This window comes from Streptomyces triticisoli, from assembly GCF_003270085.1.
Lineage (GTDB): Bacteria > Actinomycetota > Actinomycetes > Streptomycetales > Streptomycetaceae > Streptomyces > Streptomyces triticisoli.
The window spans coordinates 15,729-41,949 of the sequence record NZ_QFDQ01000278.1 but is presented as its reverse complement, the minus strand read 5'-3'; the positions used below and the strand labels follow the sequence as shown (position 1 = coordinate 41,949).

Genomic DNA, 26,221 nt, shown 5'->3' with positions numbered 1-26,221 from the left:
TCGGTCGTGATGATCGCCTTCTCGGGCTCCATCATCTGGGCCCTGTGCGTGGCACCCCCCGAGGAGCCCCCCGCCTCCGCCGGCCCAGCGCCGCGCGTCCCGTGAGGCGCAGCACGTCGACGGCCGCCGCGGCCGGGGCGCATCGGGCCGATCCCGCAGGGGCCAGGAGAGGGCACCAGGAGACGGAACGGAGAGACGGTGGACGCGACACGGGCGGGGGATGCGGGCTCCGCCAGGGAACGACCGGCGGAGCAACAACCGGCAGGACACCGTGGAGCGCAGGCCGCATGGGCCCGTCTGGCCCTGCTCGCACTGCTGGCCGCCGTCCTCCTGCCGCTCGCGGCCGCGGGTGTGAAGAGCGTGTTCTGGCTGTTGGCCGGAGTCGCCGGACTGACTCTGACCGTCGTCGCACTGTGGTGGACCGTGGCGTATGCCCGCGTCGTCCGGGCAACGGGGCTGCTGCTGGCGGTGACGTCGCCACTCGCCGTACTGGCCCTGTACGCCGCGAACGGCATGCTGGCACCGGCCTGCCTCTCGCTGGGCCTGCTGGTACTGGCCGTGGCGGCCGCACGGATCGCGGTGACGCCAACGGGCGCGGCTGCCGCGCGCGCCTGTACACCGCGCCCCACCGAGGCACCTCGGCACCCCTGGATCCTGATGAACCCGCGCTCCGGCGGCGGCAAGGTCGACCGGTTCGGGCTGGCGGAAAAGGCCGGAGCGTCCGGCGCCGACGTCGTCCTGCTGGACCCCGGGCTCCACCAGGACGTGGCGGAACTGGCCCGGCGTGCGGTGGACGACGGAGCCGACCTGCTGGCCGTGGCGGGCGGGGACGGCACCCAGGCGCTGGTCGCCGAGGTCGCGGCCCGGCACGACCTGCCCTTCCTGGTGATTCCGGCCGGTACGCGCAACCACTTCGCCCTCGACCTCGGCCTCGACCGCGAGGATCCGGCTGCCGCTCTGGAGGCGCTCACCGACGGCGTCGAGGTCCGTGTCGACCTCGGGTACGCGGCCGATCGGGTGTTCGTCAACAACGCCTCCTTCGGCACGTACGCGGCCGTGGTCCGCGACCCGGCCTACCGTGACGAGAAACTCCGCACGACCCTGCAGGTGCTGCCCGGACTCCTCACGGGTCCCACGGCGCCCAGGCTGCGGATACGGGCCGGAGCGTTCCGGGCCGACGGTCTGCAGGCGCTGCTCGTCAGCAACAATCCCTACCGGCGTGCCGTCGACTCGTTGCACCCGGGGCGCCGGGAGTCTCTGAACTCCGGACGGCTGGGCGTGCTGTGCGTACGTGTGGACAACTCCGCCCAGGCGGCAGATCTGCTGCGTGGCCCCCACTCGTCGGGCGTCACCCGGATCACCGCGCCGGAGGTGGTCGTCGAAGCGGATGCGGCCACGGTTCCCGCCGGCATCGACGGCGAGCCGGTCCTCCTGCCCGCCCCCGTGGTCTGCCGCATCGCCCCGGGAGCCCTGCGGGTCCGCCTCCCGCGCCGGCACACCCCGACCCCCACGAGCAGACCACCTGCCGACTGGCCGCGCGTGCTCCGGCTGGCGCTGCCCCGGTGCGGAGCGACCGGGCGAGGACCGGGCCCGGTCGACGGGGAACGCGGATAGGCCGACGCGCGTGGCCCCCACGAGCATCCGCGTCCGACGACTGGGTCGGCACGGTCGCGGGCATCAGCACTGGGAGCGAGCGGCGCGGTGCTCGGCGTACTCGCGGCCCACGACGGCTCCGAGGTGGATGACCACGCCCACCGCCACCAGCCACGACAGGATGACCATGACCACGCCCACGGGACCGTATTTCTGGTCATTGGCCACGATCGTCGCGGAGAAGTAACGGGCGGAGAACAACCCGAGGCCTGTCCAGCCGACACTGGTGGCCAGGGCCGCGGGCAGCAGGAAGCGCCAGGTGGCCGTTCCGTCGAGCAGTAGCCGCATCGTCCCCCACCAGAAAAGCAGCGCCATGACAAAACCGGACAGGCCCCTCAAGGGCAGCGATGCGAGCGCCGAGCCGACCCCGGCCTGTGCCGCGCCGTACGCGACCAGCGCCGCCAGCCATGCGAGCCGAGCCGCGAGGTCCCGCCACCACCGTGCAGGGACGTCGAAGAGGACCTGGTACCAGCTTTGAAGGGTGCCGGCCACGGCGACCGCCCCCACGATCAACAACAGCGCGCTCACCAGGGTGAGGGTGCCCGAGCCAGGACCTGGTTTGAAAAGGGCGGACACGGCCTGGGCCGCCTGTTGGTTCAGCCCGAGCCATCCCGCCAGGACCTTCGCCGCGTCCTGGCCGACCGCAGCGGTGATGAGGATCAGAAACGGGAAGAAGCAGAGGAAGGCGAGCGCCGACAACTGGAATGAATGACCGAAGAAGTCCGCCGCGCTGAGACGCCCCCACAACCGTCCCGCCGCACTTGCCGCAAAGCGCCTGCCTTGCGCGTGCCATCTGCCGGCCGGCCCGGTCAGCCACGTGGCCCTGCAGCCGTCTTTGCCGGATGTTGTCGTGCGCCTGCGCATACCAGGAAGTCAACAACGTCGGGCGCGCAGCGGCGCGCCGACGCGGGGAGCGTCCGCCGAGGCCGTCCGTGTGGAGATCGCTGCCGATGCCGATCGGTGCTGCGCGGACCATTGACGTGCAAGTGGTTCGATCGAAACACGCCCTGGGCGCCGGTATCGTGCCACGAGCCCTGCGGGGTCGGTCAGAGCGCGTCCACGGCACTCACCTTCCAGCCGGACGCGGTACGGGTCAGTGTCATCCGCACCCGGTTCAGATCCACGCGGGACCCGGACACCTGGGTGCTCCGGGTGACCTGGTTGACGAACAGCAGCACGACGGCCCGGTCCGGCATGGCCGACACCACCGAGGCAGCCGGGACACCGCCGTCCGGGGGTGCCGCCACCGTCGCCTTCACCACCGCGTGGTACTTCCGCGCGGTCGGTCCGACCACCGTCCTCGTGGTCTTCAGGTACTCGTCGCGGAAGGTGCCGGTCAGGTGGGTGCGGGCCCGCGCGAAGTCCCGGTCCAGATGACGATAGTCGTACGACAGCACCACCGGGGCCGCCTGCCGCGCGGTCGCGAGCGCTTGTCCGCGCGCCTGCTGCGCCCGCCTTCCTTCCTGGTACCGCCCCCCCAGCACTGCGACCGAGACCAGGCCCGCCACGAGGAGGACGCACAGCGCCACGGTGAGCAGTCTCCGACCGGACCACCACGTCGGCTCCCGCTGCTCCGGTTCCTCCTCGGCGGTCTCGGGGGACGGCTCCAGCGGGTCGTCCCAACCGTCCGGCGGCGGCTCGACGGGCAGCATGCGCCCGGAGGGGACCTTCTCGACAGGGGTACCCTGCTCCTCCTGCTCCCGCTTCTCCTCCGCTGTCGGCCGCTGGGCGCGCTTGGCCGCCGCACGGGCTGCCGCGGTCAGGGTGCGGCGGGCGGGGGAGCCTGCACCGCGGACTCGGGTGGTCGGGTTCGCCACGGTCTTTCTCCTCACTGGTGGTGCCTGGTGGTGCGCGGCAGGCGATGATGCGCGACGCGGCCGGGCGCGGTCATCCCACGAACTCGACGTCGGAGGTCAGCCAGCGGCCGCCCTGACGCACAAGGTCGAGCTGGAGCCGGTAGGTGCGCGCCTGACCCTCGGGTACGGCGGTGTTGGTCACCTTGCTGTCGGCGACGACCAGGACCCGGGCCGTGCGCTCGTCGCAGCGCACGATGCCCGCATCCAGGACCTGCCCTTCGGACACCGACTTGTTCTGGGCGACGAGCTTCGTCAGTTCATCGGTCTGCGCGGCGAACTGCTTCTTGAACTCGCCGGTGGCGCCGCGCAGCACGTTCCGGCTGTCCTGGGCGTAGTGCCGGTAGTCGAGCGAGGTGAAGTTCAGCGCCGACTGGCGGGCGGCGGCCAGGACGTCCTGCCGGCGCTGCTCCGCCGCCCGTTGGTCGGCCACCCGCAGCCCCAGCCAGACGGACAGCGCGGTCACCAGGACGGTCGCGGCGACCAGCCCCGCGCGCAGCAGCGCTTCACGGCGCCCCCGGTTCATGCCATCGGTCCCACGAGCAGCCATTGCCACGAATCCTTTCCGAACACGGCCCGTTCGCCGCCCGTCGAGCCGATCTCGACGGGCGTCCCGTCCGGGCCGGCGGCGGTGCCGGTCTCCGGGTCGTACGGGGCGACGTGGACGGCCCGGTCGGCACCGCCCGAACCGGCCCGCGCACCAGGGGCGTTCTGCGCTCCGCGCACGGACGTCTTGCCGCCGCGCGGCGCCGTGCAGCGGGCGTCGGTGTTCGCCGGACGTCTGCTGGTGTCGGCGGGGTCGCGGTGCCGGGTGCCGTAGCCCTGGGTGCAGGCCGGAGGGTCGTCGACGTTCACCACCAGCCCGAAGTGGGTGGTGCCGTCGCCGGGCACGACTGTGTGACTGCCCGCCACCGTCACCGGGAGGGTGACCAGGGCCTGCTCCACGCCTGGCAGCCGGGCCAGAGTGACCTGGCCGCCGCTGATGAGGTTGGCCAGCAGGACCGGCAGGTGCGGCCGGGTGGACTTCAGCAGGGAGTCGATCTGCTCGGCGGCGGGCGCCGCGTTGCCGATCAGCCGCCGCAGGTCCCCGTCGCTCGACTTCAACTGCTCGGTGAGCGCTGCCAGGTCGCGGGAGAACGACTTGATGGCCGAACCCTGGTCGGCCTGCGTCTTCAGCACCGTTCGCGAGTCCTCGATCAGGGAGACCGTCTCCGGCAGGGAACCGGACGCCGACTCGACGAGCGCGTTCCCGGAGTCCACCAGGCGGCTCAGGTGCGGTCCGGTGCCGGCGAAGGCCTTGCCCAGCTCGTCCACGGTGGTGCGCAGATCCTCCTTGCCGACCGAGTTGACCAGCCGGTCCAGGCTGAGGACGAGGTCGGTGACAGGCAGCGGGGTCCGGGTGCGGCTGCGCGGGATGGGGCTGCCGTCCCGCAGATACGGCCCGTCGGACCGCCTGGGCTGCAGGTCGACGTACTGTTCTCCGACTGCCGACCGGTTGGCGACCACCGCCAGAGTGTCGGCCGGGATCCGCGGCGCGCCGTCCTCGATCCGCAGCGCCACCGACACCCCCGATCCGGTCAGCCGCAGATCACCCACCCGGCCCACCGGCACCCCGCGATAGGTGACCTCGGCGCCCGGGAAGACGCCCCCGGAGTCGGCGAAGTCGGCACGGACGGTGTAGCCGCGGCCGAGGACGCTGTCGACCAGGCCCGTGTACGTGGCGCCCACGTACGACACCCCGACGGCGGTGATGGTGGCGAAAGCGAGCAGCTGGGCCTTGACCGCACGTGTGATCACGGCTGTATCCCCTTCAGCATGAGCTCGGCGAGCGCGAGGTCGACTCCCGGCGGAAAACGGTGCGCGGTGCCCGGGGCGCTGTGACGCACGGTGCAGACCGGCGGACACAGCACATCGCCGCCGCCCGCGGGCGGCGAAGACCGGCCGGTCGGCTTCGGCGCCTTCGGCAGGCCCGGGGCGCTCGGCAGCGCGGTGGGCACCGCGGTGGGCACCGGCACGCCTGGCAGGCTCGGCAGCGCCGGCGGGCTCGGCAGGTCCGACAGCGAGGGCGCCGGGCCCGGCTGCTTCCCGGAGCCACCACCCTTGCCGGACTCGTCGGTGAGGTTGCCGTAGATGCCCGCCAGGTCGAGATCGGCGGTGATCATCAGGTTGACGTAGTCGCCCTTCACCGCGTCCGTCGCGTTGCGCGGGAACGGGTAGGTGGTCAGCAGCTCCAGCGAGTCGGGCAGGTCGTTGCCGGCCTTGTTCAGCTGCTCCAGGATCGGGCGCAGCTGCTTGAGGTTGGCGACGGTGTCGTCCCGCGAGGCGTTGACGACCTTGGTGCCGGTGATGCCCAGCCTGGACAGTGCGGTGAGCATCCTCGTCAGGTCGCGGCGCTGGTCGGCGAGGACCTTCAGCGCGGGCGGGATCGCCTCGACGGCCTCGGCGATCGTCTTCTTCTCGTCCCCCAGCCGTTTGGCCAGCCGGTCGATGCCCTCGAGGGCGCGGACGATCTCCGCGCGCTGCCCGTCCAAGCCGCCGAGGAACGTGTCGAGTTCCTTCAGCAGGGACTTGACCCGGTTCTCACGGCCCTCAAGGACCTTGTTCAGCTCCACGGTGATCGTCTTGAGCTGCGCCACTCCGCCGCCGTTGAGGAGGGCGGACAGGGCGGAGAGCACCTCCTCGATCTCCGGGTTGCGGCCGCTGCGGGACAGCGGGATCACGTCGCCGTCGCGGAGCCGCCCGGTGGACGGGGTGTCCGCCGGAGCGGACAGTGCCACGTACTTCTCGCCGAGCACGCTGGTCTGCTCCAGGCCGGCGACCGCGTTGGCCGGCAGCCTCACCGAGTCGGCCACGCGCAGCCGCACCCGCGCGTGCCAGCCGTCCAGCTCCACCTTCTCGACCGCGCCCACCGTCACGTTGTTCGCCTTGACCGCGGACTGCGGCACCAGATCGAGTACGTCCCTGAACTCGACGGTGACGTGGTAGGCGTGGCCGTCCGCCGCGGCTCCGCCGGGAAGCGGGATGTCGTACCAGCCGTTGAAACCACAGCCGGACAGCAGCAGTGAACCGGCCGCCGTCCACGCCGCCACCACGCGGCCCCGGCACGGCCCGCTCATGCCCGGGCCCCCAGGATTCCACCGAGTGTCCGGTCGACGGTGCCCTGGCCGGCCGGGACCGCCGGGGCGGCCGGCAGATCGGGCAGCGAGTCGAAGAGCTTGTGCAGTTCCTCGCAGTCGGGGTTCCGGCCGCCCTCGTCGCCGGTCGTCCGCAGCAGGGAACACAGCAGCGACGCCGGATCCTGCGGGTTCTGCGGGTTGTTGCGGGTGTCGAGGGTGCCGGCGGCCGAGTTGTAGGCGTTGGCCAGGTTCGACAGGCCCGTGGGAGCGACCGTCAACAGCTCCTCCAGTGCGGCGCGTTGGGTGACGAGGACCTTGGTGACCCTGCTGAGGCCCCGGACGTCCTTCGTCAGCGATTCCTTGTTGTTCTTCACGAAGTCGGACACGTCCCCGAGCGCCTTCGCCAGGTGCTTCAGCGCCGCCGCGAGGTCGGCGCGCTCTCCGGAGAGCTGCCTGGCCACCCTGGCGAGATCGGCGTTGAACGACCGCACGTTCTTGTCGTCGGCGGCCAGGGCGGCGGTGAACACCTGCAGGTTCTGTACGGTGCCGAACAGGTCGCCCCGCCCGTCGGACAGCGTGGTGACCGCCTGGGAGAGGTCCTCGACCGTCTGGTTGAGGTCCGCGCCCTGGCCCTGGAGGTTGTCCGCGCTCACCCCGAGCAGCCGGGACAGGGAGCCGTCCTTGTTCGCGCCCTTCGGGCCGAGCGCGTCGGCGGTGGTGTACAGGCTGTCGAAGATCCGGTCCAGTTCGACGGGGACGGCCGTGCGGGAAGCGGGGATGACGTCTCCGTCCCGCAGCACCGGGCCCTTGCGGTACACCGGCAGCAGCTGCACATAACGGTCACTGACCACCGAGGAGTTGATGATGGCGGCCTGAGCGCCCGCGGGGACCTTGCGCCCCGCGTCGTACGACAGCTCCACCCGCACCCGGCCGCCCTCCGGGGTGATCTCCTCGACCTTTCCGATGCGCACGCCGAGGACGCGGACGTCCGAGCCGGGGTAGATGCCGACGGTGCGCGGGAAGTACGCCGTGACGCGGACAGTCTCGGCGCGCGGCCACAGCACGACGGCGAGCGCGGCGAGCACCGCGAGCGCCGTGAGCAGCGCCAGGGTGCGCCGGACGGGGAAGCGGCGGAAGGGGAAGCGTGCGGTCATCGTGAGCCTCCCGTGCGCGGCACGACCGGGGCGGCGACCAGGTTCTGCACGTAGGAGTCGAACCAGCGGCCGTTGCCGAGGGTGTTGGTGAAGACACGGACGTAGGGCGCGAGCAGTTCGACGCTGCGGTCGAGACTCGCCTGGTTGCGTTCGAGCATCGTGACGAAGGTGTTGAGGTTCTTCAGGGCGGGCCCGATCTCCTTGCGGTTGTCCTGGACCAGGCCGGACAGTTCGATGCCCAGCCGGGCGGAGCTCTTGAGCAGTGCGTGGATCGCCGCGCGCCGCCTGGTGATCTCCTGGAACAGCTTGTCTCCGTCCTTCACCAGCGCGGAGAAGTCCTTGGTGTGGCCGGCCAGCACCTTGGTGACCCCGTTGGCGTGGTCGAGCAGGTCGCGCAGCGCCTTGTCGCGCGAGGCGATCGTCTTGGAGATCCTCGACAGTCCCCTGATGGAGGCCCGCACCTCCGCGGGCGAGTCCTGGAAGGTGGTGGAGATGGTGTCCAGCGCCTTGGCCAGCCGCTGGATGTCGACCTGCTCCGTCGTGGTGGTCAGGTCGCTGAACGCCTGCACGACGTCGTACGCCGACACCGTCCGCGCGATCGGGATCTCGCTGCCGGGTTTCAACTGGCCGGGCCCCTTCGGCTGCAGCGCGAGGTACTTGGCGCCGAGGACGGTCTTGACCCTGATCGCCGCGCCGGTCCCGGTGCCGAACGCGGGGTCGCCCTTGACCTTGAACGTCACCTTGACGTGGTCGCCGTCCAGGTCGACGTCCTCGACCTTGCCGACCTTGACCCCGGCGATCCGCACCTCGTCGCCCGGCTTGAGTCCGCCGGCCTCGGAGAAGGCCGCGCTGTACGTCCGCCCGCCGCCGATCAGCGGCAGGCTGTCGGCGTTGAACGCGGCCACGGTCAGCAACGCCAGCACGGTGAGCCCGACGGCACCGATCACGACGGGATTCCGTTCACTGAACGGCTTCAGCCGTGGCCGTCGCCACCGGATCGCCGGCAGCTTCGGTGGCAGCACGCGCACCTTGAACAGGGGTTCGGGGCGCCGGCCCCTTCGCGGGACACGGATGCTCATCGGCCGCACCTCGCCTGCGCCACGTGCATCTCCGGGGTGAGCACCTGCCGCGTCTTGGGCAGCACGATGCGGCCGTCGAAGTCGCAGAGGTAGAAGTTGAACCACGAGCCGTAGGACGCGGTCCCCGTCAGCGTGTTGAGCTTGTTCGGCAGCCGCTTCAGCACACCCTCCACGGTCTTCTCGTTCCTGTTGAGCGTTCCGGTGAGCTCACTCAGCTCGGCGATGTCGTCCTTCAGCGGCCCACGCGCGTCCTTCAGCAGCCCCGAGGTGGCCTGGGCGAGGCCGCCGATGCTCACCAGGGACTCCCCGATGGGTTTGCGGTCGGCGGACAACCCGGAGATGACCCGGCGCAGCTGGGTGAGCAGCGCGGAGAAGCGGGCCCCGCGCTTGTCGAGCGTGGCCAGCACGGTGTTGAGGTTGTCGATCACCGAGCCGATCAGCTGGTCGCGGTCGGCGAGGGTCGAGGTGAGCGATGCGGTGTGCGCGAGCAGGCTGTTCACGGTGCCGCCCTCCCCCTGGAGGGTTTTGACGATCTCGGTGGCGAGCTGGTTGACGTCGTGGGGGCTGAGCGCGGCGAACAGCGGCTTGAAGCCGTCCAGCAGCACGTTGAGGTCCAGCGCCGGCTGGGTCCGCCGCAGCGGGATCGTGCCGCCGGGCGGCAGCCGGGTGCCGTCGCCCGCGCCCTCGGTCAGCGCGATGTACCGCTGCCCGACGAGGTTGCGGTAGCGGACCACCGCGTGGGTGCTGGTGAGCAGGGGACGGTTCGCGGCCACGGTGAAGGTGACCTCCGCCAGCGTCCGGTCCTTGATCCGGATGCCCTCGACCTCCCCGACCCGCACCCCGGCGACCCGGATGTCGTCGCCGTCCTCCAGACCTGTCACATCGCTGAACACCGCGTGGTACGTGTGCTTTCGAGTGAAGGAGACGTTGACGATGGTGGCGGCGAGCAGGGCCGTCGCCACCATCGTGACCAGCGCGAAGAGGCTGAACTTGAGCAGCGGGGCGGCCGTCTGCCGGGCCCGTGTGGTCCTCATGCGACGCTCACCGCCGTTCCGCGGGCCAGCGGCCCGAACAGCAGGGTGGCGACGGGCGGCACCCGGTCCGCGGACACGCCCATGACGGGGGCCAGGAGCAGGTCGACGGCCCGCTGTTCGGCCGCGGTGGCGGACATGTTGACCCCTCCGGGCGGGCCGCCGCCCGAACCACCGGAGGACGTACCGTCGTTGAGTTTCGGTTTCGTTCCGGGCACTTGCGGATGGGGCAGGCCCCGGCAGTTCGGCCCCGACCGCTCGGCGTACCGCGGCTCCTCGCCGGGCCGGTACGCGTCCTGCGGGCGGACGGCCTCCAGGGTGATCCGCATCCGACCGCCCCGGAACGCCTCCTGAGAGGCCAGATCCTGGCGGACCAAGCCGTTCAGCAGGCAGGGGTACTCGGGGGAGTAGCGGGCGAGGAGCTCCAGAGTGGGGCGGGAGACCCGGCCCAGGGTGATCAGCCGGTCGCCGTTGTCGTCGAGGTAGCCCCGCCCGGTGCCCGCGACGGTCGCGGTCGAGCGCAGTGCCGCGGCCAGCCGGTCCTGCTTCTCCACCAGGGTGCGGCTGGTGGTGACGGTGTTGCGCAGGACCCTCAACAGGTCGGGGGCCGCGTCGCCGTACACCTCGGTGACGTCGGCGAAGCGTGAGATGTCCTCCTGGAGGGAGGGCAGATGCGGGTTCAGCTGCCGCAGGTATTCCTCGACCCGGGTGAGGTTGTCGCCGATCCGGTCGCCGCGGCCCTCCAGCGCGGTGGCGAACGCCGAGAGAGTGGCGTTGAGTTCGGCGGGCCTCACGGTCTCCAGCAGCGGCAGCAGGTCGTTCATCAGCTGCTGCACCTCGATGCCGGCCTTCGTACGGTCCTGGGTGATGACGTCCCCGGCGCGGATCGGCCGCACCGTCGACGGGGCGGCGGGTACCACGAGGTCGACGTACCTCTCGCCGAACAGCGTCTTGGGCAGCAGCCGTGCCCGCACGTCGGAGGGGATGTCGGGGACGTGCTCGGGCTTGAGCGCCAGGTCGAGGGTCGCCTTCGCACCGTCCGCGTGCACCGCGCGCACCTCCCCGACCAGCAGGCCGCGCAGTTTCACATCGGCGCGCGGATCGAGCTGGTTGCCCAGGCTGTCGGCCTGGAGCGTGACACGGACGACGGACGTGAACGCCTGCCGGTAGACGGCCACGGACAGCGACAGCAGCAGCGCCAGCACGGCGATGAACGTGATGCCGTACAACCTCAGTCTCAGTGCTCGCACCGGCCTCACCCCGCGATCCGTACGGTCGTGTTGGCGCCCCAGATCGCCAGGCTCAGGAAGAAGTCCAGGATGTTGATGGCGACGATCGACGTACGCACCGCGCGGCCCACCGCGACGCCGACACCCGCCGGTCCGCCGCTCGCGTGGTAGCCGTAGTAGCAGTGCACCAGGATGATCAGGACCGCGAACACGATCACCTTGCCGAAGGACCACAGGACGTCGACGGGCGGCAGATACTGGTGGAAGTAGTGGTCGTACGTGCCCGTCGACTGCCCGTAGTAGCCGGTGGTGATCGTGCGGGCGGCCAGGTACGAGGACAGCAGCCCGACCACGTACAGAGGGATCACCGCGACGAACCCGGCGATCATCCGGGTCGTCACCAGGAACGGCAGTGAGGGGACACCCATCACCTCCAGCGCGTCGGTCTCCTCACTGATCCGCATCGCGCCGAGCTGCGCGGTGAACCCGGCGCCGACCGTCGCGGACAGCGCCAGGCCGGCCACCAGCGGGGCGATCTCCCGGGTGTTGAAGTACGCCGACAGGAACGCCACGAAATTGGAGGTGCCGAGCTGGTTGAGGGCCGCGTAGCCCTGCAGGCCGACCTCGGTGCCGGTGAAGAACGACAGGAAGGCGATCACACCGACCGTGCCGCCCACCACGGCGAGTGCGCCCCGGCCGAAGCTGACCTCGGCCAGCAGCCGCAGGACCTCCTTCTTGTAGCGGCGCAGGGTGCGGCCCGTCCACGCCAGCGAGCGGCCGTAGAAGGAGAGCTGGGTGCCCAGCTCCTCGAGCGAGCGCAGAGGGCGCTCAAGTGGCTTCATTCTCAACCCCTCTGCGGGACGACCTGGAAGTACACCGCGGTCATCACGAAGTTGGTCACGAACAGCAACATGAAGGTGATCACCACCGACTGGTTGACGGCGTCGCCGACGCCCTTCGGGCCGCCCTTCGCGGTGAGCCCCTTGTACGAGGCGACGATCGCGGCGATCGCCCCGAACACCAGCGCCTTCACCTCGGCCGCCCACAGGTCGGACAGCTGGGCGAGGGTGGTGAAGGACGCCAGATAGGCACCCGGCGTGCCGTTCTGGAGGATCACATTGAAGAAGTAGCCGCCCGCGACACCGACCACGGACACCAGCCCGTTGAGCAGCACGGCCACCAGCATGGAGGCCAGCACCCGGGGCACGACGAGCCGGTGGATCGGATCGATGCCGAGCACCTGCATCGCGTCGATCTCCTCCCGGATCTTGCGCGCCCCGAGGTCCGCGCAGATCGCCGTACCTCCCGCGCCCGCGATCAGCAGCGCGGTGACGATCGGCGAGGCCTCCCGCAGCACCGCGAGCACCGAGGCCGCGCCGGAGAAGGACTGGGCGCCCAACTGCCGCGTCAGGCTGCCGATCTGCAGCGCGATGACCGCCCCGAAGGGGATCGACACCAGGGCCGTGGGCAGGATGGTGACGCTGGCGATGAACCACGCCTGCTGGATGAACTCCCGTGCCTGGAAAGGCCGTCGGGGCAGCGTCCGGATGACGTCCAGCGCCATCGCGAACAGGCTGCCCGAGTGCCGCAGCGCACCGGTCGGGGACAGGCTCATACGTCCGCCACCTCACTTCGGTGCAGCGCGGCCTCTCGTCTCGCGATCGCCTCCCAGCGGGGTGGCCGGGTGATGCCGGGGCCCGGCAGCAGGCGGGGGGTCAGCGGCCCGCTGCCGGGGGTCTGTGCGGTGGCGCGGTCACCCAGTTGCGCCAGCTCCTGCTCGACCTGGGCGGCGTCCTTCTCCTCCGCCATGCCGATCGGCCCCTGCATCCGGCCGTTCAGGAACTGTCGTACGACCGGTTCGTCGCTGGTCAGCAACTGCTCACGGGGGCCGAACATCACCAGCTCGCGCCGGAACAGCAGCCCGATGTTGTCGGGCACCTGGCGGGCCGAGGCGATGTCGTGGGTGACGATCAGGAAGGTCGCGTCGATCTGCGCGTTCAGGTCGACGATGAGCTGGTTGAGATAGGCCACCCGGACCGGGTCGAGGCCCGAGTCGGGCTCGTCGAAGAGGATGATCTCCGGGTCGAGCACCAGCGCGCGGGCCAGGCCGGCCCGCTTGCGCATACCGCCGGAGATCTCGCCGGGCAGCTTCCCCTCGGCGCCGATCAGTCCCACCATGTCCATCTTCTCGAGCACGATCCGCCGGATCTCGCTCTCGGACCTGCGGGTGTGCTCCCGCAGTGGGAAGGCGATGTTGTCGTAGAGGTTCATCGAGCCGAACAGCGCGCCGTCCTGGAACAGCACGCCGAACAGCTTGCGGACCTCGTACAGGTCGCGTTCACGCAGCTTGGTGATGTCGCGGCCGGCGATGGTCACCGATCCGCGGTCCGGCTTGAGCAGCCCGACGAGCGTCTTGAGGAACACCGACTTGCCCGTCCCCGAGGGGCCGAGCATGACCGAGACCTCCCCGGCGGGCAGCGTCAGCGAGACGTCCTGCCAGATGACCTGGGGGCCGAAGGACTTGGTCAGCCCTTCCACACAGATCTCGACACCCATCCGGTCCACCCTTCGCCCGTGCGAGCAGCTCCCACACCTGCTCTACGGGGAGGAGCGGGGTGTCCGTCGCGGGAAGGCGAATGTTTTTTCGCGGACGGGTTCGCTGGGGTTACGGCAACTTCACGGAGGACGCGCTCGGCGTCGGTACCGGGTGCGGAGCGGATGGTACGGCGGACTTGACCGGCAGGTCCGGCGCGGTCGGCAGATCAGACGTCGTCGGCAGGCCGGGCGCGGTCGGCAGGTCGGGGATCTCCGGCGCAAGCAGCCGGACCGACGGGACCGCCGGGAGTGACGGCACCTCGGGTGCGGTCGGCACCTCGGGCACGGTCGGCACGGACAGCGGCAGGAACGTTCCGTCGGTGGACGGGCCCGTCGGGCCGGCGCCCGTGCCCCGACCGGGGGCCGCGGACGTCGGGGCGGCGGCCTTGCGCGTCGCCGAGACACCCACCCTCTGGCCGGTGTCGTCGGCCCGGACCGCCCGCGCATCGCTGGACGGGGCCGGCTTGGGGACCGGAGTGTGCGCGCCGTCCCCGCTTGCATCGAGCGTGTGCGGCAGCACGAACCCCGCCACTGCCAGGGTCGCCGCCGCCGAGGTGACGGCCACCGTCTGAGCCTTGCTGCCCGCGCCCGCCCGGCCGCGTCCGAGGAGGAACAGCGCGAACCCGAGCGTCCCGGCCAGTGAGGCGCGCAGCGTGCGCCGGGCCCGGGCCAGCAGCGACTCGACGGTCCGGTAGCTCAGCCCCATCCGCGCCGCAACCTGGCCGACGTCCAGGTCCTCGGACTTCAGCCGCAGTGCCTCGGCCTGGCGGGCGGGCAGTTCCCCGCTCCGCACGGCCAGCCACCTGGCCTCGGCCCGGTCGCACACCGCCTCCTCGACGGGCACCGGGCCCGGCGCGACGAGCGTGGGGTTGCCGTGCACCTCGGCTTCCCGGTTGACCTGGCGGTGCCGGTCGACGCACAGCCGCATGGTCACGGTCGTCAGCCAAGCGCCGAGGCGCTCGTCGTCGAGGTCCGGGCGCTCGGCGGCCCGCAGCATCGCCTCGTGCACCGCGTCCTCGGCGTCCTCCAGGCTCATCGACCGCCGCCGGGCCACCTTGAGCAACTGCTCGCGGTGGCTCCACATGAGCTGCCAACGATCGTGGACCGCCTTTATGTCCGCCTGTATCTCTGCCTGTATGTCTATCTGTATGTCCGCGGATGTCTCCGCGGACTTGTCCGTCGCCATGAGGACCCCCTCGCGCTTACCCGCCGGTCTCGTGCCGCCCGACGGATGGCGACATTACCGCCGAGTATCAGCGGTTGTGGAGGGGGAGGCGCCCATCGTCACCTCACTGTTGCTGGTCAGCGGCACATCGCTGGGCAGCGTGACGCTCAGCGTGGGAAGGGGCAGGGGCGGCTGCCGGGTTCCCCCGGACTCCTGAGCCGTACGTGTGGGCGACGGGGTGGGGGAGGGGGTGGGCCGCGGCGTGGCCGGCGCGGGGGCCGCGGACCGCCCCGTTCCGGGGTGGCCGGCCGACGGCTTCGGCACGGACTTCGGGCGTCCCGGCCGCGGTCCGGACGGCTCGGGCCGCACCACGGGCCCGGCCGCCGGGTCGGGCACGACCCGGTGCCCCGCCAGGAAGTAGGCGTACCAGGCCCTGACCGTCCGCAGATACGCCCGCGAGTGGTTGTAGCCGAGGACCGCCCGGTCCAGGTCGGCGGGGTCGGACAGGTCCCGTCCGCCCGCGCACAGATAGCGTCCCGCGGCGAGTGCCGCATCGTAGATGTTGTTCGGGTCGGCCCGGCCGTCACCGTTGCCGTCCGTGCCCCAGCGGGCCCAGGTCGACGGGATGAACTGCATCGGGCCGACCGCGCGGTCGTACACCACGTCCCCGTCGTACGCGCCGCCGTCGGTGTCCCGGATGGACGCGAAGGCACCGCCGTCCAGCCGGGGGCCGAGGATCGGCGTCACCGTCGTCCCGTCCGGGGTCACCCGGCCGCCGCGGGCCTGCCCGGACTCCACCTGACCGATCGCCGCCAACAACTGCCACCGCAGCCGGCAGCCGGGCGCGGTCCGCGCCAGCTCCGCCTCGGCGCGCCGGTATGCCGCGTACACGGTCGCGGGCAGGGCGTCGCCACCCGTGTCTTCCGCCGCGGTGTCCGCTGTCGCCTTCCCGGCCCGCAGCGGCGGGAGTTCGGTGCGGTACGGCGTGTCCCCGGACACACTGGGGCCGGTTGCGGCGGGTGCCGCCCGCCGGGGGGCCTGCGCAGCCCCGGCCGGGAAAGCCCCCGGTGCCTGAGAGGCGGTGAGAACCGCCATGGCCGCCGCCGCGATCGCCGTACCTCTGGTCCCTCTGAGTGCACCCTTGACTGCGCGCCCTGCCATGGTTGCCTCCCCTTCCTGCGCGGACTTCGTCGTCTGCTCTACGCGGACGGGCGGGACGTCCGTCGCCCCTCGGCGCGACTTTCCGGGCGAGGGCCCAGGGCGCGTCCGTTAGGGTCTCACCGAGTGATGGGGCGGTCCGGCCCCGGTCGACGGCCTGGCGCAGCGCGCGGGCCGGAGCGAATGCCGTGGGGGCACAGTGCGACTGAAAGTGGAGTTCACAACCGAGCCCTTCGACCTCGACGAGACGCCGGCGCATGCGCGGGTGGCCCGTGAGGTCATCGAGGCCGCCGAGCTGGACGCGGTGGACGTCGGCCCGTTCGGCACCATGGCCGAGGGGGACGCCGACGCCGTCCTGGACGCCGTGGACGCCCTGCTGCGCAAGGCCTTGGCCGTCGGCGCCACCCGCATCTCGGTCCAGGTCAACGTGAGGGAGGAGGGCGGGCGATGACCGGCGACGAGCCGTTCGCCGCGGCCGTGAAGCCGCTGGTCGACGCGATCGGAGGCACCATGCTCCCACTGGACGAGGCGGGCCCCGACGACGTGGTGCTCACCTGGCAGGGCGCCGACGCCGTCGCCGTACGCCTGCCCCGGCTCGCCGACTCCCTCGACCGCATCCTGGCCGCCATGGAGCGCGGGAAGGGCATACCGCTCGCGGATCTGGACCGCAGGGCCAAGCAGGAGGTCGTACGGACCCTGGAGGCGCGCGGCGCCTTCTCCGTACGGCACGGGGTGGAGACCGTGGCGAGCGCGCTGGGCGTCAGCCGCTTCACGGTCTACAACTACCTCAACCGCGAGAGGGAGGGCTGAGAGCGCCGCCGGGCCTGGGGGCCCGGATCTTCAACAAAGCGTTGACGGGCTGTCGCGGAGGGTGTTGGCTGTCCACAGCCCGTTCAGCACGAAAAGTCCGTACGCGGCCCGTGGAGGCCCCGTGACTTCGACGCCCATGCCGCCGGGCCTCGCCCGATTCAACGTCCTTCCGGACGACACGGTCCGCGCCGCCCTTCTGGAGGCGTGCGCCTCCCCGGTGTGGGCCGAGCGGCTGCTGGCCGCCCGCCCCTGTGCCATCCCCGACGACCTCTACGCCGCCAGTGACGCCGCCATGGCGGAGCTGACCGGTGCGGACCTGCGGGAGGCGATGGCCGGCCACCCGCCGATCGGCCGCCCCGAGCCGGGTGACTCCGCCTCGGCCCGCGAGCAGCGCGGAATGGCCGGCGCCTCCGACGCACTCCAGGCCGAGATGCTCGACCTCAACCTGGCCTACCAGGAGAAGTTCGGCCACGTCTTCCTGATCTGCGCCACCGGCCGGACCGGCGAGCAGATGCGCGACGCCCTCAAGGAGCGGACCGGCAACACGCCGGAGCAGGAGTACGAGATCGTCCGCACCGAACTGGGGAAGATCAACCGTATCCGCCTCGCCCGACTGCTCGAAGACACGTTCGAAGACATGAGCGGCCGCCTGAACGCGTGAACGCTCCCGGAGGAAACGTATGAGTCCCGAGCCCCCCGCCTCCGTCTCCACGCACATCCTGGACACCTCCGCCGGCCACCCCGCCGAGGGCGTCACCGTCCACCTCTCCGCCCGCCAGAGCCGGGACGCGCACTGGCAGGCACTCGGCGGCTCCACGACCGACGCCGACGGACGGTGCAAGGACCTCCCGGCCGTGCCGGAGGGGACCACCCACGTACGGCTCGACTTCGAGGTGGAGCCGTACTTCGGGAAACCCGCGTTCTTCCCCGAGGTGGCGGTCGTCTTCGCCGTCGTACCCGGCGAGCACTACCACGTACCGCTGCTGCTCAACCCGTTCGGGTATTCCGTATACCGAGGGAGCTAGCCGGAGATGCCCACGATTCTGGGACAGAACCAGTACGGCAAGGCCGAGACCCGAGTCGTCGGGATCACGCGGGACGGCGCCACCCACCACATCAAGGACCTGAACGTGTCCGTGGCGCTGAGCGGCGACCTGGAGGAGGCCCACCACTCCGGCTCCAACGCCAACGTCCTGCCGACCGACACCATGAAGAACACGGTGTACGCCTTCGCCAAGGAGCACGGCATCGAGTCCGCCGAGCAGTTCGGCATCCACCTCGCCCGCCACTTCGTCACCGCGCAGGAGCCGATCCACCGGGCCCGCATCCGCGTCGAGGAGTACGCCTGGGAGCGCATCGGGACCTCCGCCGCCACCGAGGGCACCGGGGCCGGGCACTCCTTCGTCCGCAAGGGCCAGGAGACCCGACTGGCGCAGATCACCTACGACGGCCGGAGGTGGGAGGTGGTCTCCGGGCTGAAGGACCTCACGGTGCTCAACTCGACCGACTCGGAGTTCTGGGGCTACACCAAGGACAAGTACACCACCCTCCAGGAGACGCACGACCGCATCCTCGCCACGGACGTCGCCGCCCGCTGGCGGTTCCACTGGACCGACGACGAGCAGGAGACGCCCGACTGGGAGAAGTCCTACGAGCAGACCAGGAAGCACCTGCTCCAGGCCTTCGCCGAGACGTACTCGCTCTCGCTGCAGCAGACGCTCCACACGATGGGCGCACGCGTCATCGACCACCGAGGCGAGATCGACGAGATCCGCCTCTCCCTCCCGAACAAGCACCACTTCCTGGTGGACCTGGAGCCGTTCGGCCTGGAGAACGACACCGCCGACGGAGCTGTGTACGTCGCCGCCGACCGCCCCTACGGCCTGATCGAGGCCACCGTGCTCCGGGACGGCTGCGAGGCACGGATCCCGGTCGACTGACCGGCAAGGAGAGAACCATGACAGCAGCCCAGCGCACCGTCATCGAGAACTGCGCGATCGCGACGGTCGACGCGCACGACACCGAGTACGCCGACGGCCACCTCGTCCTCGCCGGCAACCGCGTCGAGACGCTCGGCGCGGGCCGGGCCCCCGAGGGCCTGGAGAACGTCGTACGCCGCATCGACGCCTCCGGCCACCTCGCCACCCCGGGCCTGGTCAACACCCACCACCACTTCTACCAGTGGCTCACCCGGGGCCTGGCCACCGACCACAACCTGTTCGACTGGCTCGTCGCGCTGTACCCGGCCTGGGCGCACATCGACGAGGAGATGGTGTACGCGGCGGCCCGGGGCTCGCTGGCGATGATGGCCCGCGGCGGCGTCACCACCACCGTGGACCACCACTACGTCCACCCGCGCGGCTCCGGCGACCTGTCCGGCGCGATCATCCGCGCCGCCCGCGAGACGGGCGTCCGCCTCACCCTGGCCCGCGGCTCCATGGACCTCGGCGAGTCGGACGGCGGCCTGCCACCGGACTTCGCCGTGGAGAGCCTGGACGACGCGCTGGCCGCCACCGAGGCGACCGTCGACGCACACCACGACGCCTCCTCCGACGCCATGACCCAGGTGGCCGTCGCCCCCTGCTCACCGTTCTCCGTGACCACCGACCTGCTCAAGCAGAGTGCCGAACTGGCCCGCCGGCTCGGCGTGCGGCTGCACACGCACGGCTCGGAGACGAGGGAGGAGGCGGAGTTCTGCCACGAGCGGTTCGGCATGGGCCCCACCGACTACTTCGAGTCCACGGGCTGGCTGGGTGAGGACGTGTGGATGGCGCACTGCGTCCACATGAACGACTCCGACATCGCCGCCTTCGCCCGCACGCGGACCGGCGTGGCGCACTGCCCCTCCTCCAACGCCCGCCTCGCGGCCGGCATCGCACGGGTGCCCGACCTGCTGGCGGCCGGCGTTCCGGTCGGTCTCGGCGTCGACGGCACCGCCTCCAACGAGTCCGGCGAACTCCACACCGAACTGCGCAACGCACTGCTGATCAACCGGCTCGGCCCGCACCGCGAGGCCGCCCTGAACGCCCGTCAGGCACTGCGTCTGGGCACCTACGGCGGCGCCCAGGTCCTGGGCCGCGCCGGCCGGATCGGCTCCCTGGAGCCGGGCAAGCTGGCCGACCTCGTCCTGTGGCGGATCGACACCCTCGCCCACGCCTCGATCGCCGACCCGGTCACCGCCCTGGTCCTCGGCGCGGCCGCACCGGTCACCGCCTCCTTCGCGAACGGCCGGCAGATCGTCGAGAACGGCCACCTGCTGCACACCGACGAGGACACCCTCGCCCACTCCACCCGGGCCCAGGCACAGCGCCTGGCCCGGATCACCGCGCAGGGCTGACAGGTTCCGGTGCCGGTCCGGGAGGACCCGGCCAGGCCATGAGGTTGGCGAACAGTTCGGCCTGCTCGACGGCGTCGTCGAGGGCGTGATGGGTGTGCCGGCGCCTGGAGAGCAGGTGGCGGGGCATCGTGCCCTTCGCCACCGCCCGCAGCGGCAGCCCGGCCTTCGTCGCGTACAGCGTCTTCATGTCCATGCAGCCCGAGTGCCCGAAGGGGCTCGAGCCGGTGAAACGGATCAGGTACCAGTACAGGAACGTCCAGTCGTACGAGGCCGGGTAGCCGCACATCACCGGCTGCGCGCCCGCGCCGACCTCCCGCACCCAGCCGGTGAACTCGGCCATCGCGGCGGCCGGTTCGGTACCGTCCCGGCTCAGCCGCTCCCGGTCGAGGCCGCTCACGGCCAGCGCCTCGGGCACGAACTCCTCGCTGATGGGCCGGAGCTCGCAGTAGAAGGTGTGCTGCTCGGGGTCGGCGGCCGTGAAACCGTCGGCGTCCTGCACTCCGGCGACCGCGGCACCGAGGCTCAGCATGGAGTACGGGCCGGGAATCGGACCGTCGGCCTCGATGTCGACGGAGACGTAGAGGCTGGGCTTGCTGCGTCGTACGGCCATGGAACCGCAGCATCGCAGGCGACCGGGACGGTGCGCGACCGAATTCCCGGCGGTCGCGCACCGGCGGTCTCAGCCCCGCCGTCCGGCCGTTCGGCTCAGAGCCCGAAGAGGCCGGGGTCCGACGTCAGCTCCTTGAAGAGACCCTGGGGATTGGGGACCAGCTTCCTCGCCTTGAGGTCCATCAGCCCGCCGACCGCCGCGATCTCGGCCGCCACCGTGCCGTCGGCCTTGCGTATCTCCTGCTGGATCCGGAAGGTCTTGCCGTCGCTCCACTCGAAGGCGCACGTCACATCGACCTCGTCACCGGCCAGCAGCTCCCGCCGGTACCGGATGGTCGTCTCCAGCGCCACCGGCCCCACGCCCCGGGCGATCAATCCCGCCTGGCTGATCCCGGCCGCCTGCAGCAACGACCAGCGGGCGTGCTCCGCGTAGTTGAGGTACACGGCCTGGTTGAGGTGCCCCTGCACATCGGTCTCGTACCCGCGGACGGTCACCCGAACGGAAAACGGCTCACTCACGGCATCCCCTTCTTTCCACCGGCTCTCGAATCACCGATGTTGGCACAGCCCTCATACCCTGCGCGGTGACGCCAGCAGGTACCGGGCCCTCGTCCGTGGCTCCGTGTGCTCCCCGACCTGCCAGCCCGCCCGCTCCAGCGTGGCCGTGCACGCCCGCAGCGCAGCACCGTCCGGCCCGTACACGGCGACCGCCTCCGGCTGCGGTGTCGCGCGCACCCGATAGCCGTCCGCGTCAGGCCCGGCCGGAGGGTGCCCCGCCGCCTCCAGGGCGAGCGCGGCGGCCCGCACCAGGTTCGCACGCTCCCAGCCGCACGGCCGGTCGGTGGCCCCGTCCGGATTGGTCATCCGGCGCAGCTCCAGCAGCCCCTGCCAGGCACTGTGCACCTCGCGCATCCGCGTGGAGCGGTCGTACGTCTCCTCCTCACCGCCGACGCGAGCGGAGAACACACCGCTGCCGGGGGACGTATCCCCGGCCGCGGGAACCTCGGCCTCCTCTTCCGTCTCCCGTATTCGATGCCCCGCCGGAGTCAGGAAGTGGTCGTGCGGCGGGCGCGGGTGCCGGAAGGCGAGCCCCCGCTTCACCAGGGAGGTGAGCTGGGCCTCCGTACCTCTGAGCCGCCCGGTCACGGGGTCGGCGGTGTCGATGACGCGGCGCTGCGCGGCGGTCGGCGGTCGTGTCACGCGTACTCCTCCCCGAATCGTCTCGTCGATCAGCTCGGATCAGCTCATTCGAAGAGTACGACCCGGGTCCGACAACGGGCCGACCCCGCTCACGGTGAGGGCGTCGGCCGGATGTTCCACCCCGCGATCACCGGCCGCCCGTGCTCGGTGCCCAGCCGGCACACCGTTCCCGTGGCCAGCTGGAACAGCGCCCCCGACGCTGGCGCCAGCCCCAGCCACCGGGCCGTGAGCACCCGCAGGAAATGCCCGTGCGCCACCAGGAGCACGACGCCCTCGGTGTTGGCGAACGCGGCGTCCACCTTGGCCAGCATCCGGTCGGCCCGCTCCCCGACCTGCTCCACGGTCTCCCCGGGACGCTCCGGCGGCCCCGGCGCCACCCCGTCGGTGAACAGGAACCAGCCGGGCCGGGTGCGCTGGATCTCGGGCGTCGTGATGCCCTCGTACCCGCCGTAGTCCCACTCCCGCAGATCCGCGTCGACCTGGACGTCGTCGACCCCGATCAGCTCGGCCGTCTCCCGCGCCCGCTGCAACGGGCTGACGAACGCCGCCCCGATCCGGTGCGACCGGACCAACGGCACCAGCCGCCGCGCCTCCTCCCGCCCGCGCTCGGTCAGCGGCACATCCGTCCACCCGGTGTGCCGCCCGGACCGCGACCACTCGGTCTCCCCGTGCCGGACCAGAAAGAGATCACCCATACACCACAGGCTACGGTCCCACGGCCCCGCTCCCGGCGAACCTGCGCGCACATCGCGGAACAGGCACTTTCGGAGCACGGATCCGCCACGCGGCGCTACGACCGCACCGTGCGCGGGGAACGTAGCGGCATGCGGGCGTGCGGATGCATGAACCTGGACGACATCCTGGTGCACCTGGCCGGACTCGGCCTGAAGGTCACGGCCGTGCTCGCACTCGGCCTGGTCTGCCTGACGGGGCTGCTGCTCAGCGCGATCACCGCCCTCGGACACCTGGCCCGCCGCCGGCAGAGCGACGACCACGAAGACGGCGACGCCGGACCGGACGAGGAACATGCCACCCTCGCCTCCTTCCGCTGGCGAACAGCGCAGGAAGCCGACGACACCCGGTAGGAGCGGACCCCACCGGTACGTCAGCGATCGGCGGCGCAGGAGACAAAGGCGGCCCACTGGGCCGGGCGATCCAACTGCCCTCGCCCGAAGAGGGGTCGGGGTGCGGGCTGCTGCTGGTCGAAGCACCGGCCGACCACGGGCACGACAGGGAGCGGCCCATACTCCAAGGCGGGCCGGTGCGCGATCACTCTCGGGTGACTGTCAGTACCCGCCGTGGCTCAGTCGAGCGGGACTTCCTCGACCGCGGTCTCCTTGGAGCGCCACGAGTCCTGGCGGCCCAGTGTCTCAGGGCCCGGTCAGGAATCCGTACGTGGTCAGTAGGTTTCGCACTTCTGCCAGGGACGCGGCGCACATGTGTGCTTGCCCGAGCGATTCTTCCGGGTGGTTGTCGTCAAGCCGACCACGGGACAGCCGGCCGCCACAGCCGCACGTATGCCTGCGGGCGCGTCCTCCACGACCAGACATGCCGAGGTGGCGAGGCCGAGTCGGGACGCGGCCAGGGCAAAGCAGTCCGGCGCGGGCTTCGCGTGTTCCACATCGTTGCCATAGACCCGCACGGCGGGCAAAGGGAGCCCCGTTGCCACAAAACGGGGTTCGACGAAGGCCCGGTCGCCGGAGGTCACGATCGCCCACGGGCTGTCGGTCAGCGCTTCCAGCAGGTCTGCGGCCCCGTCCACCGGCAGGATGCTGTCCCCTTCCTTGGCCAACAGCTCGTCGAGCACCTTCCGCTCGACGGCCGGGTCCAGATGTGCAGCCGCGTCCTTGACGGTGTCCTCGGGGCGCCGTCCGAAGGTGAGCTGCCACACCTTCTCAGGGTCCAGGCCGCGCGTCTGCGACCAGGAGCTCCAGACGTTCCGGTGAGCGGCTGCTGAATCCAGCAGTACTCCGTCCACGTCGAAGAGCACAGCGGAGATTCTCATCCCGGCATGCTCCCAGGCGGGGGGCAGGCGCGAGACCAAGGAAGTCAGGTACGAGAGCGACGTCACTTCTCAGCTGGGGGCGCGGAAGAAGGCCCGCCCCCGGAGAGCAGGGGCGGGCCGGCGGATCTTCCGGGAAACCGTCAGTAGCCCGGCGGTACCCGTGACGGGCGGCCCGAGCCGCGGGTCAGGGCGTAGCCGCCGATGCCCGCGAGCGCGGCCAGGATGCCGCCCACGCCGGTCCACACCCAGCGGTCGGACCACCAGCCGGAGGACCAGCCGCCGTCGGGCTCGATGCTCGACAGGACGGCCGGCTTCTTCGCGTCCTCGCCGTCGTCGTCCGACTGCTCGGACTTGACCGCGATGCCCGGGGTCAGCGGCTGCGCGAGCGAGCCGTCGACCGCTGCCGCGCCGCCGATGTCCTTGGAGTCGGCCCGCACTTCGGCGTTGATGGGCAGACCCAGGTCGGACGCCGGCAGGCCGATCGCCGTGAGCCGGATGTAGTACGTGCCCGGCAGCGGGTCGTTGGCCCACGGTTCCGACCAGGCGCGGACCGTGCGCAGCACGCAGGCCAGCTCGACGGAGGCAGCGCCCTGGGCGGCGGTGCGCGTCTGGGCGCCGTACTGGCAGGACTGGCGGCGCCGCAGACCGTCGTAGACGTCGATCTGCCAGGTCTGCGAGGCGTGCGACTCGGGCAGCTTCACCGTCGCCCTGACGGTGGGGCGCTGCCCGGCGTCCGCGGCGAACGACCAGTACAGGTAGTCGCCGGTGGAGCCGTCGGCGGTGGCCTGCTGCCCCTGCTCGATCTCCGTCGCCGTACGGAAGGAGGTGCCCGCCTGGGTGGGGGCGCTGCCGCCGTCCGACGGGCTCGCGGACGGCGAGGAGTCGGCCGCCGCGGGGCCCGCGGCCAGCCCGAGGGCCAGCAGGGCCGTGCCCAGTACACGTGTGGTACGCATCAGTTCGTCCTCCAGATCGCGACCCGCCAGCGCGATATCCAGCCCCACAGGAGCCCCGCGAGGAAGCCGGTCAGCACCAGTGCGCCGAGCAGCCACCAGCCGCGCCCGAGGCCGAAGGAGGCCACGTCGCTCGACTTGCCCGGACCGTCCACCACGTCGACGGTCAGCTCCAGCGGCAGACCCGGCGTGGTCTTCACCCCGGCCGCGGCCGAGAAGGAGTTGGTGATCTGCAGGCACACCGTCTCGGCCGGCGCGCTCTCGTCGTCGCTCTCCGGCTTCGGGTAGCGCAGACCCGAGGAGATCACGTCCGTACGGCCGTTGCCCGCCGCCTCACCGCGTACGATCTCCCGTTCGTGCTCGGTCACGGCCCGCACCAGCACCCCGTAGTCGGGGGCGACGGCCCGGTCGGCGGCCACGCTCACCGAGGCCCGCAGCTCCTGGCCGGGGTTGACGTCCACCCGGTACCAGCGCTGCTGCCCGAACTCCTCACGGTCGGTGTAGAGGCCGGACTTGAGCGTCGGCGCCTTCGCGCACTCGCTCGCGCCCTCCGTGGCCACCGGCGTCACCACCGGGTCGGCGGCCCGGTCGACCAACTGGCCGACGCGGTCGCTGAGTTCGTCCTTGTGCTGGACGGAGGTGTAGGTGCCGCCGGTCGCCTCCGCGATGCAGATGAGCTGGTCGCGGGTCTTGGCGTCCGGCACCAGGCCGAGGGTGTCGATGGTCAGACCGATGCCCTTGGCGGCTATCTCGCGGGCCACCTCGCACGGGTCGAGCGGCTGGCAGGTGTCCTCGCCGTCGGTGATCAGGACGATCCGGCGCAGGCCGTTGCCGCCGTCGAGGTCGTCGGCCGCCTTCAGCAGCGCCGGCCCGATCGGGGTCCAGCCGGTCGGCACCAGCGTCGCCACCGCCGCCTTGGCCTCGGCGCGGTTCAGCGGGCCGACCGGGTAGAGCTGCGCGGTGTCCTTGCAGCCTTCCTTCCGGTCGTTTCCGGGGTAGTTGGCACCCAGGGTGCGGATGCCGAGCTGGACCTCCTCCGGCGTCGCGTCGAGCACCTCGTTGAACGCCTGCTTGGCCGCGGCCATCCGTGACTCGCCGTCCATGTCCCGCGCACGCATCGAGCCGCTGACATCCAGGACGAGTTCGACCTTCGGGGCGTCCTGGCCCTCCGTCTCGTCGGCTGCCGCGCCGGCGGGGAAGGCCATCCCGACCGTCAGGGCGGCGAGCAGAGCACAGACTCCTGCCGCCAGCCGTTGTCTTGTGATCATCGGCGGATC

General features: G+C 71.5%; 29 protein-coding genes. 8 read left to right on the top strand and 21 right to left on the bottom strand.

Annotated features, from left to right (window positions below):
- The first annotated feature begins 198 nt into the window (after positions 1-198).
- The gene (locus DEP02_RS31515; RefSeq protein ID WP_438947815.1) at positions 199-1,614 is read left to right on the top strand and encodes a diacylglycerol/lipid kinase family protein; all 1,416 of its coding nucleotides are present in this window, start codon (positions 199-201) and stop codon (positions 1,612-1,614) included.
- Positions 1,615-1,677: 63 nt separating this feature from the next.
- Here the strand turns inward: DEP02_RS31515 and DEP02_RS31510 are convergent, their stop codons facing one another.
- The 14 genes from DEP02_RS31510 to DEP02_RS31445 form a co-directional block, all read right to left on the bottom strand.
- Positions 1,678-2,517, bottom strand: a complete 840-nt coding sequence (locus tag DEP02_RS31510; protein ID WP_112471081.1) for a YhjD/YihY/BrkB family envelope integrity protein — start codon at positions 2,515-2,517, stop codon at positions 1,678-1,680.
- A gap of 182 nt (positions 2,518-2,699) precedes the next feature.
- Entirely contained in the window at positions 2,700-3,470 is a 771-nt protein-coding gene (locus tag DEP02_RS31505) for an Rv1363c family protein (RefSeq protein WP_112471080.1), read from the bottom strand.
- 70 nt (positions 3,471-3,540) lie between these two features.
- Positions 3,541-4,056, bottom strand: a complete 516-nt coding sequence (locus DEP02_RS31500) for an Rv1363c family protein (protein ID WP_232839359.1) — start codon at positions 4,054-4,056, stop codon at positions 3,541-3,543.
- Positions 4,029-5,303, bottom strand: coding sequence for an MCE family protein (locus DEP02_RS31495; RefSeq protein WP_112471078.1), 1,275 nt, complete (start codon positions 5,301-5,303; stop codon positions 4,029-4,031). Before DEP02_RS31495 ends, DEP02_RS31500 begins: the two co-directional genes overlap by 28 nt.
- Positions 5,300-6,622 carry an MCE family protein gene (locus DEP02_RS31490; protein ID WP_112471077.1) on the bottom strand — a complete coding sequence of 441 codons (1,323 nt, stop codon included), beginning with the start codon at positions 6,620-6,622 and terminating at the stop codon, positions 5,300-5,302. Before DEP02_RS31490 ends, DEP02_RS31495 begins: the two co-directional genes overlap by 4 nt.
- A complete protein-coding gene (locus DEP02_RS31485; protein WP_198668686.1) occupies positions 6,619-7,776 on the bottom strand; it encodes an MCE family protein in 1,158 nt (385 codons plus the stop codon). Before DEP02_RS31485 ends, DEP02_RS31490 begins: the two co-directional genes overlap by 4 nt.
- Positions 7,773-8,855, bottom strand: coding sequence for an MCE family protein (locus tag DEP02_RS31480; protein ID WP_198668685.1), 1,083 nt, complete (start codon positions 8,853-8,855; stop codon positions 7,773-7,775). Before DEP02_RS31480 ends, DEP02_RS31485 begins: the two co-directional genes overlap by 4 nt.
- Complete coding sequence (locus DEP02_RS31475; protein WP_112471076.1) at positions 8,852-9,889, bottom strand: MCE family protein; 1,038 nt, start codon at positions 9,887-9,889, stop codon at positions 8,852-8,854. Before DEP02_RS31475 ends, DEP02_RS31480 begins: the two co-directional genes overlap by 4 nt.
- Positions 9,886-11,136 carry an MCE family protein gene (locus DEP02_RS31470; RefSeq protein ID WP_198668684.1) on the bottom strand — a complete coding sequence of 417 codons (1,251 nt, stop codon included), beginning with the start codon at positions 11,134-11,136 and terminating at the stop codon, positions 9,886-9,888. The genes DEP02_RS31475 and DEP02_RS31470 overlap by 4 nt, the downstream gene beginning before the upstream one ends.
- A gap of 5 nt (positions 11,137-11,141) precedes the next feature.
- Entirely contained in the window at positions 11,142-11,957 is an 816-nt protein-coding gene (locus DEP02_RS31465) for an MlaE family ABC transporter permease (RefSeq protein ID WP_112471074.1), read from the bottom strand.
- A gap of 2 nt (positions 11,958-11,959) precedes the next feature.
- Positions 11,960-12,730: an MlaE family ABC transporter permease gene (locus DEP02_RS31460; protein WP_112471073.1), complete on the bottom strand. Its 771-nt coding sequence runs from the start codon at positions 12,728-12,730 to the stop codon at positions 11,960-11,962.
- Entirely contained in the window at positions 12,727-13,671 is a 945-nt protein-coding gene (locus DEP02_RS31455) for an ABC transporter ATP-binding protein (protein WP_112471072.1), read from the bottom strand. Before DEP02_RS31455 ends, DEP02_RS31460 begins: the two co-directional genes overlap by 4 nt.
- Before the next feature lie 109 nt (positions 13,672-13,780).
- A complete protein-coding gene (locus tag DEP02_RS31450; RefSeq protein ID WP_112471071.1) occupies positions 13,781-14,896 on the bottom strand; it encodes an RNA polymerase sigma factor in 1,116 nt (371 codons plus the stop codon).
- Positions 14,897-14,950: 54 nt separating this feature from the next.
- Entirely contained in the window at positions 14,951-16,036 is a 1,086-nt protein-coding gene (locus DEP02_RS31445; protein ID WP_112471070.1) for a lytic transglycosylase domain-containing protein, read from the bottom strand.
- Between the two features lie 196 nt (positions 16,037-16,232).
- Here DEP02_RS31445 and DEP02_RS31440 point away from each other — a divergent pair, with 196 nt between their 5' ends.
- The 6 genes from DEP02_RS31440 to DEP02_RS31415 all read left to right on the top strand — a co-directional run bounded on the left by DEP02_RS31440 (position 16,233) and on the right by DEP02_RS31415 (position 20,180).
- Complete coding sequence (locus DEP02_RS31440; protein WP_112471069.1) at positions 16,233-16,484, top strand: thiamine-binding protein; 252 nt, start codon at positions 16,233-16,235, stop codon at positions 16,482-16,484.
- Positions 16,481-16,843, top strand: coding sequence for a helix-turn-helix domain-containing protein (locus DEP02_RS31435; protein ID WP_112471068.1), 363 nt, complete (start codon positions 16,481-16,483; stop codon positions 16,841-16,843). The genes DEP02_RS31440 and DEP02_RS31435 overlap by 4 nt, the downstream gene beginning before the upstream one ends.
- A 121-nt stretch (positions 16,844-16,964) precedes the next feature.
- Positions 16,965-17,504 (top strand): 2-oxo-4-hydroxy-4-carboxy-5-ureidoimidazoline decarboxylase, encoded by a 540-nt coding sequence (gene uraD / locus DEP02_RS31430; protein WP_112471067.1) that lies wholly within the window; start codon positions 16,965-16,967, stop codon positions 17,502-17,504.
- A gap of 19 nt (positions 17,505-17,523) precedes the next feature.
- Positions 17,524-17,868, top strand: coding sequence for a hydroxyisourate hydrolase (gene uraH / locus DEP02_RS31425; protein WP_112471066.1), 345 nt, complete (start codon positions 17,524-17,526; stop codon positions 17,866-17,868).
- Between the two features lie 6 nt (positions 17,869-17,874).
- Positions 17,875-18,783 carry a factor-independent urate hydroxylase gene (pucL, locus tag DEP02_RS31420; RefSeq protein WP_112471065.1) on the top strand — a complete coding sequence of 303 codons (909 nt, stop codon included), beginning with the start codon at positions 17,875-17,877 and terminating at the stop codon, positions 18,781-18,783.
- A 17-nt stretch (positions 18,784-18,800) separates the two neighbouring features.
- Positions 18,801-20,180 carry an 8-oxoguanine deaminase gene (locus DEP02_RS31415; protein ID WP_112471064.1) on the top strand — a complete coding sequence of 460 codons (1,380 nt, stop codon included), beginning with the start codon at positions 18,801-18,803 and terminating at the stop codon, positions 20,178-20,180.
- Here DEP02_RS31415 and DEP02_RS31410 read toward each other — a convergent pair.
- The 4 genes from DEP02_RS31410 to DEP02_RS31395 form a co-directional block, all read right to left on the bottom strand.
- Complete coding sequence (locus DEP02_RS31410) at positions 20,164-20,790, bottom strand: 3'-5' exonuclease (RefSeq protein ID WP_112471063.1); 627 nt, start codon at positions 20,788-20,790, stop codon at positions 20,164-20,166. The two genes, DEP02_RS31415 and DEP02_RS31410, sit on opposite strands and share 17 nt — an antisense overlap.
- Positions 20,791-20,885: 95 nt before the next feature.
- On the bottom strand, positions 20,886-21,308 hold the full coding sequence (locus tag DEP02_RS31405; RefSeq protein WP_112471062.1) for an acyl-CoA thioesterase: 423 nt from the start codon (positions 21,306-21,308) through the stop codon (positions 20,886-20,888).
- A 51-nt stretch (positions 21,309-21,359) separates the two neighbouring features.
- Positions 21,360-21,989, bottom strand: a complete 630-nt coding sequence (locus tag DEP02_RS31400) for a hypothetical protein (RefSeq protein ID WP_112471061.1) — start codon at positions 21,987-21,989, stop codon at positions 21,360-21,362.
- 89 nt (positions 21,990-22,078) lie between these two features.
- Entirely contained in the window at positions 22,079-22,684 is a 606-nt protein-coding gene (locus tag DEP02_RS31395; protein ID WP_112471060.1) for a histidine phosphatase family protein, read from the bottom strand.
- Positions 22,685-22,831: 147 nt separating this feature from the next.
- On the opposite strand from DEP02_RS31395, the gene DEP02_RS31390 reads away from it, so the two are divergent.
- Entirely contained in the window at positions 22,832-23,074 is a 243-nt protein-coding gene (locus tag DEP02_RS31390; RefSeq protein WP_112471059.1) for a hypothetical protein, read from the top strand.
- Positions 23,075-23,388: 314 nt separating this feature from the next.
- Here DEP02_RS31390 and DEP02_RS31385 read toward each other — a convergent pair whose 3' ends face one another.
- From DEP02_RS31385 to DEP02_RS31375, 3 genes are all read right to left on the bottom strand, one after another.
- A complete protein-coding gene (locus DEP02_RS31385; RefSeq protein ID WP_232839358.1) occupies positions 23,389-23,979 on the bottom strand; it encodes an HAD-IA family hydrolase in 591 nt (196 codons plus the stop codon).
- 155 nt (positions 23,980-24,134) lie between these two features.
- Positions 24,135-24,947 (bottom strand): hypothetical protein, encoded by an 813-nt coding sequence (locus DEP02_RS31380; RefSeq protein WP_112471058.1) that lies wholly within the window; start codon positions 24,945-24,947, stop codon positions 24,135-24,137.
- The gene (locus tag DEP02_RS31375; RefSeq protein WP_112471057.1) at positions 24,947-26,212 is read right to left on the bottom strand and encodes a VWA domain-containing protein; all 1,266 of its coding nucleotides are present in this window, start codon (positions 26,210-26,212) and stop codon (positions 24,947-24,949) included. Before DEP02_RS31375 ends, DEP02_RS31380 begins: the two co-directional genes overlap by 1 nt.
- Between the last annotated feature and the right edge of the window lie 9 nt (positions 26,213-26,221).

Coding starts and splice junctions, on each gene's coding strand:
- DEP02_RS31375 (WP_112471057.1), bottom strand. CDS start 26,212: ATGATCACAAGACAACGGCTGGCGGCAGGAGTCTGTGCTCTGCTCGCC.
- DEP02_RS31415 (WP_112471064.1), top strand. CDS start 18,801: ATGACAGCAGCCCAGCGCACCGTCATCGAGAACTGCGCGATCGCGACG.
- DEP02_RS31390 (WP_112471059.1), top strand. CDS start 22,832: ATGAACCTGGACGACATCCTGGTGCACCTGGCCGGACTCGGCCTGAAG.
- DEP02_RS31475 (WP_112471076.1), bottom strand. CDS start 9,889: ATGAGGACCACACGGGCCCGGCAGACGGCCGCCCCGCTGCTCAAGTTC.
- DEP02_RS31490 (WP_112471077.1), bottom strand. CDS start 6,622: ATGAGCGGGCCGTGCCGGGGCCGCGTGGTGGCGGCGTGGACGGCGGCC.
- DEP02_RS31395 (WP_112471060.1), bottom strand. CDS start 22,684: ATGGGTGATCTCTTTCTGGTCCGGCACGGGGAGACCGAGTGGTCGCGG.
- DEP02_RS31450 (WP_112471071.1), bottom strand. CDS start 14,896: ATGGCGACGGACAAGTCCGCGGAGACATCCGCGGACATACAGATAGAC.
- DEP02_RS31480 (WP_198668685.1), bottom strand. CDS start 8,855: ATGAGCATCCGTGTCCCGCGAAGGGGCCGGCGCCCCGAACCCCTGTTC.
- DEP02_RS31465 (WP_112471074.1), bottom strand. CDS start 11,957: ATGAAGCCACTTGAGCGCCCTCTGCGCTCGCTCGAGGAGCTGGGCACC.
- pucL (WP_112471065.1), top strand. CDS start 17,875: ATGCCCACGATTCTGGGACAGAACCAGTACGGCAAGGCCGAGACCCGA.
- DEP02_RS31500 (WP_232839359.1), bottom strand. CDS start 4,056: ATGGCTGCTCGTGGGACCGATGGCATGAACCGGGGGCGCCGTGAAGCG.
- DEP02_RS31380 (WP_112471058.1), bottom strand. CDS start 24,947: ATGCGTACCACACGTGTACTGGGCACGGCCCTGCTGGCCCTCGGGCTG.
- DEP02_RS31510 (WP_112471081.1), bottom strand. CDS start 2,517: ATGCGCAGGCGCACGACAACATCCGGCAAAGACGGCTGCAGGGCCACG.
- DEP02_RS31460 (WP_112471073.1), bottom strand. CDS start 12,730: ATGAGCCTGTCCCCGACCGGTGCGCTGCGGCACTCGGGCAGCCTGTTC.
- DEP02_RS31455 (WP_112471072.1), bottom strand. CDS start 13,671: ATGGGTGTCGAGATCTGTGTGGAAGGGCTGACCAAGTCCTTCGGCCCC.
- DEP02_RS31485 (WP_198668686.1), bottom strand. CDS start 7,776: ATGACCGCACGCTTCCCCTTCCGCCGCTTCCCCGTCCGGCGCACCCTG.
- DEP02_RS31410 (WP_112471063.1), bottom strand. CDS start 20,790: ATGGCCGTACGACGCAGCAAGCCCAGCCTCTACGTCTCCGTCGACATC.
- DEP02_RS31445 (WP_112471070.1), bottom strand. CDS start 16,036: ATGGCAGGGCGCGCAGTCAAGGGTGCACTCAGAGGGACCAGAGGTACG.
- DEP02_RS31435 (WP_112471068.1), top strand. CDS start 16,481: ATGACCGGCGACGAGCCGTTCGCCGCGGCCGTGAAGCCGCTGGTCGAC.
- uraH (WP_112471066.1), top strand. CDS start 17,524: ATGAGTCCCGAGCCCCCCGCCTCCGTCTCCACGCACATCCTGGACACC.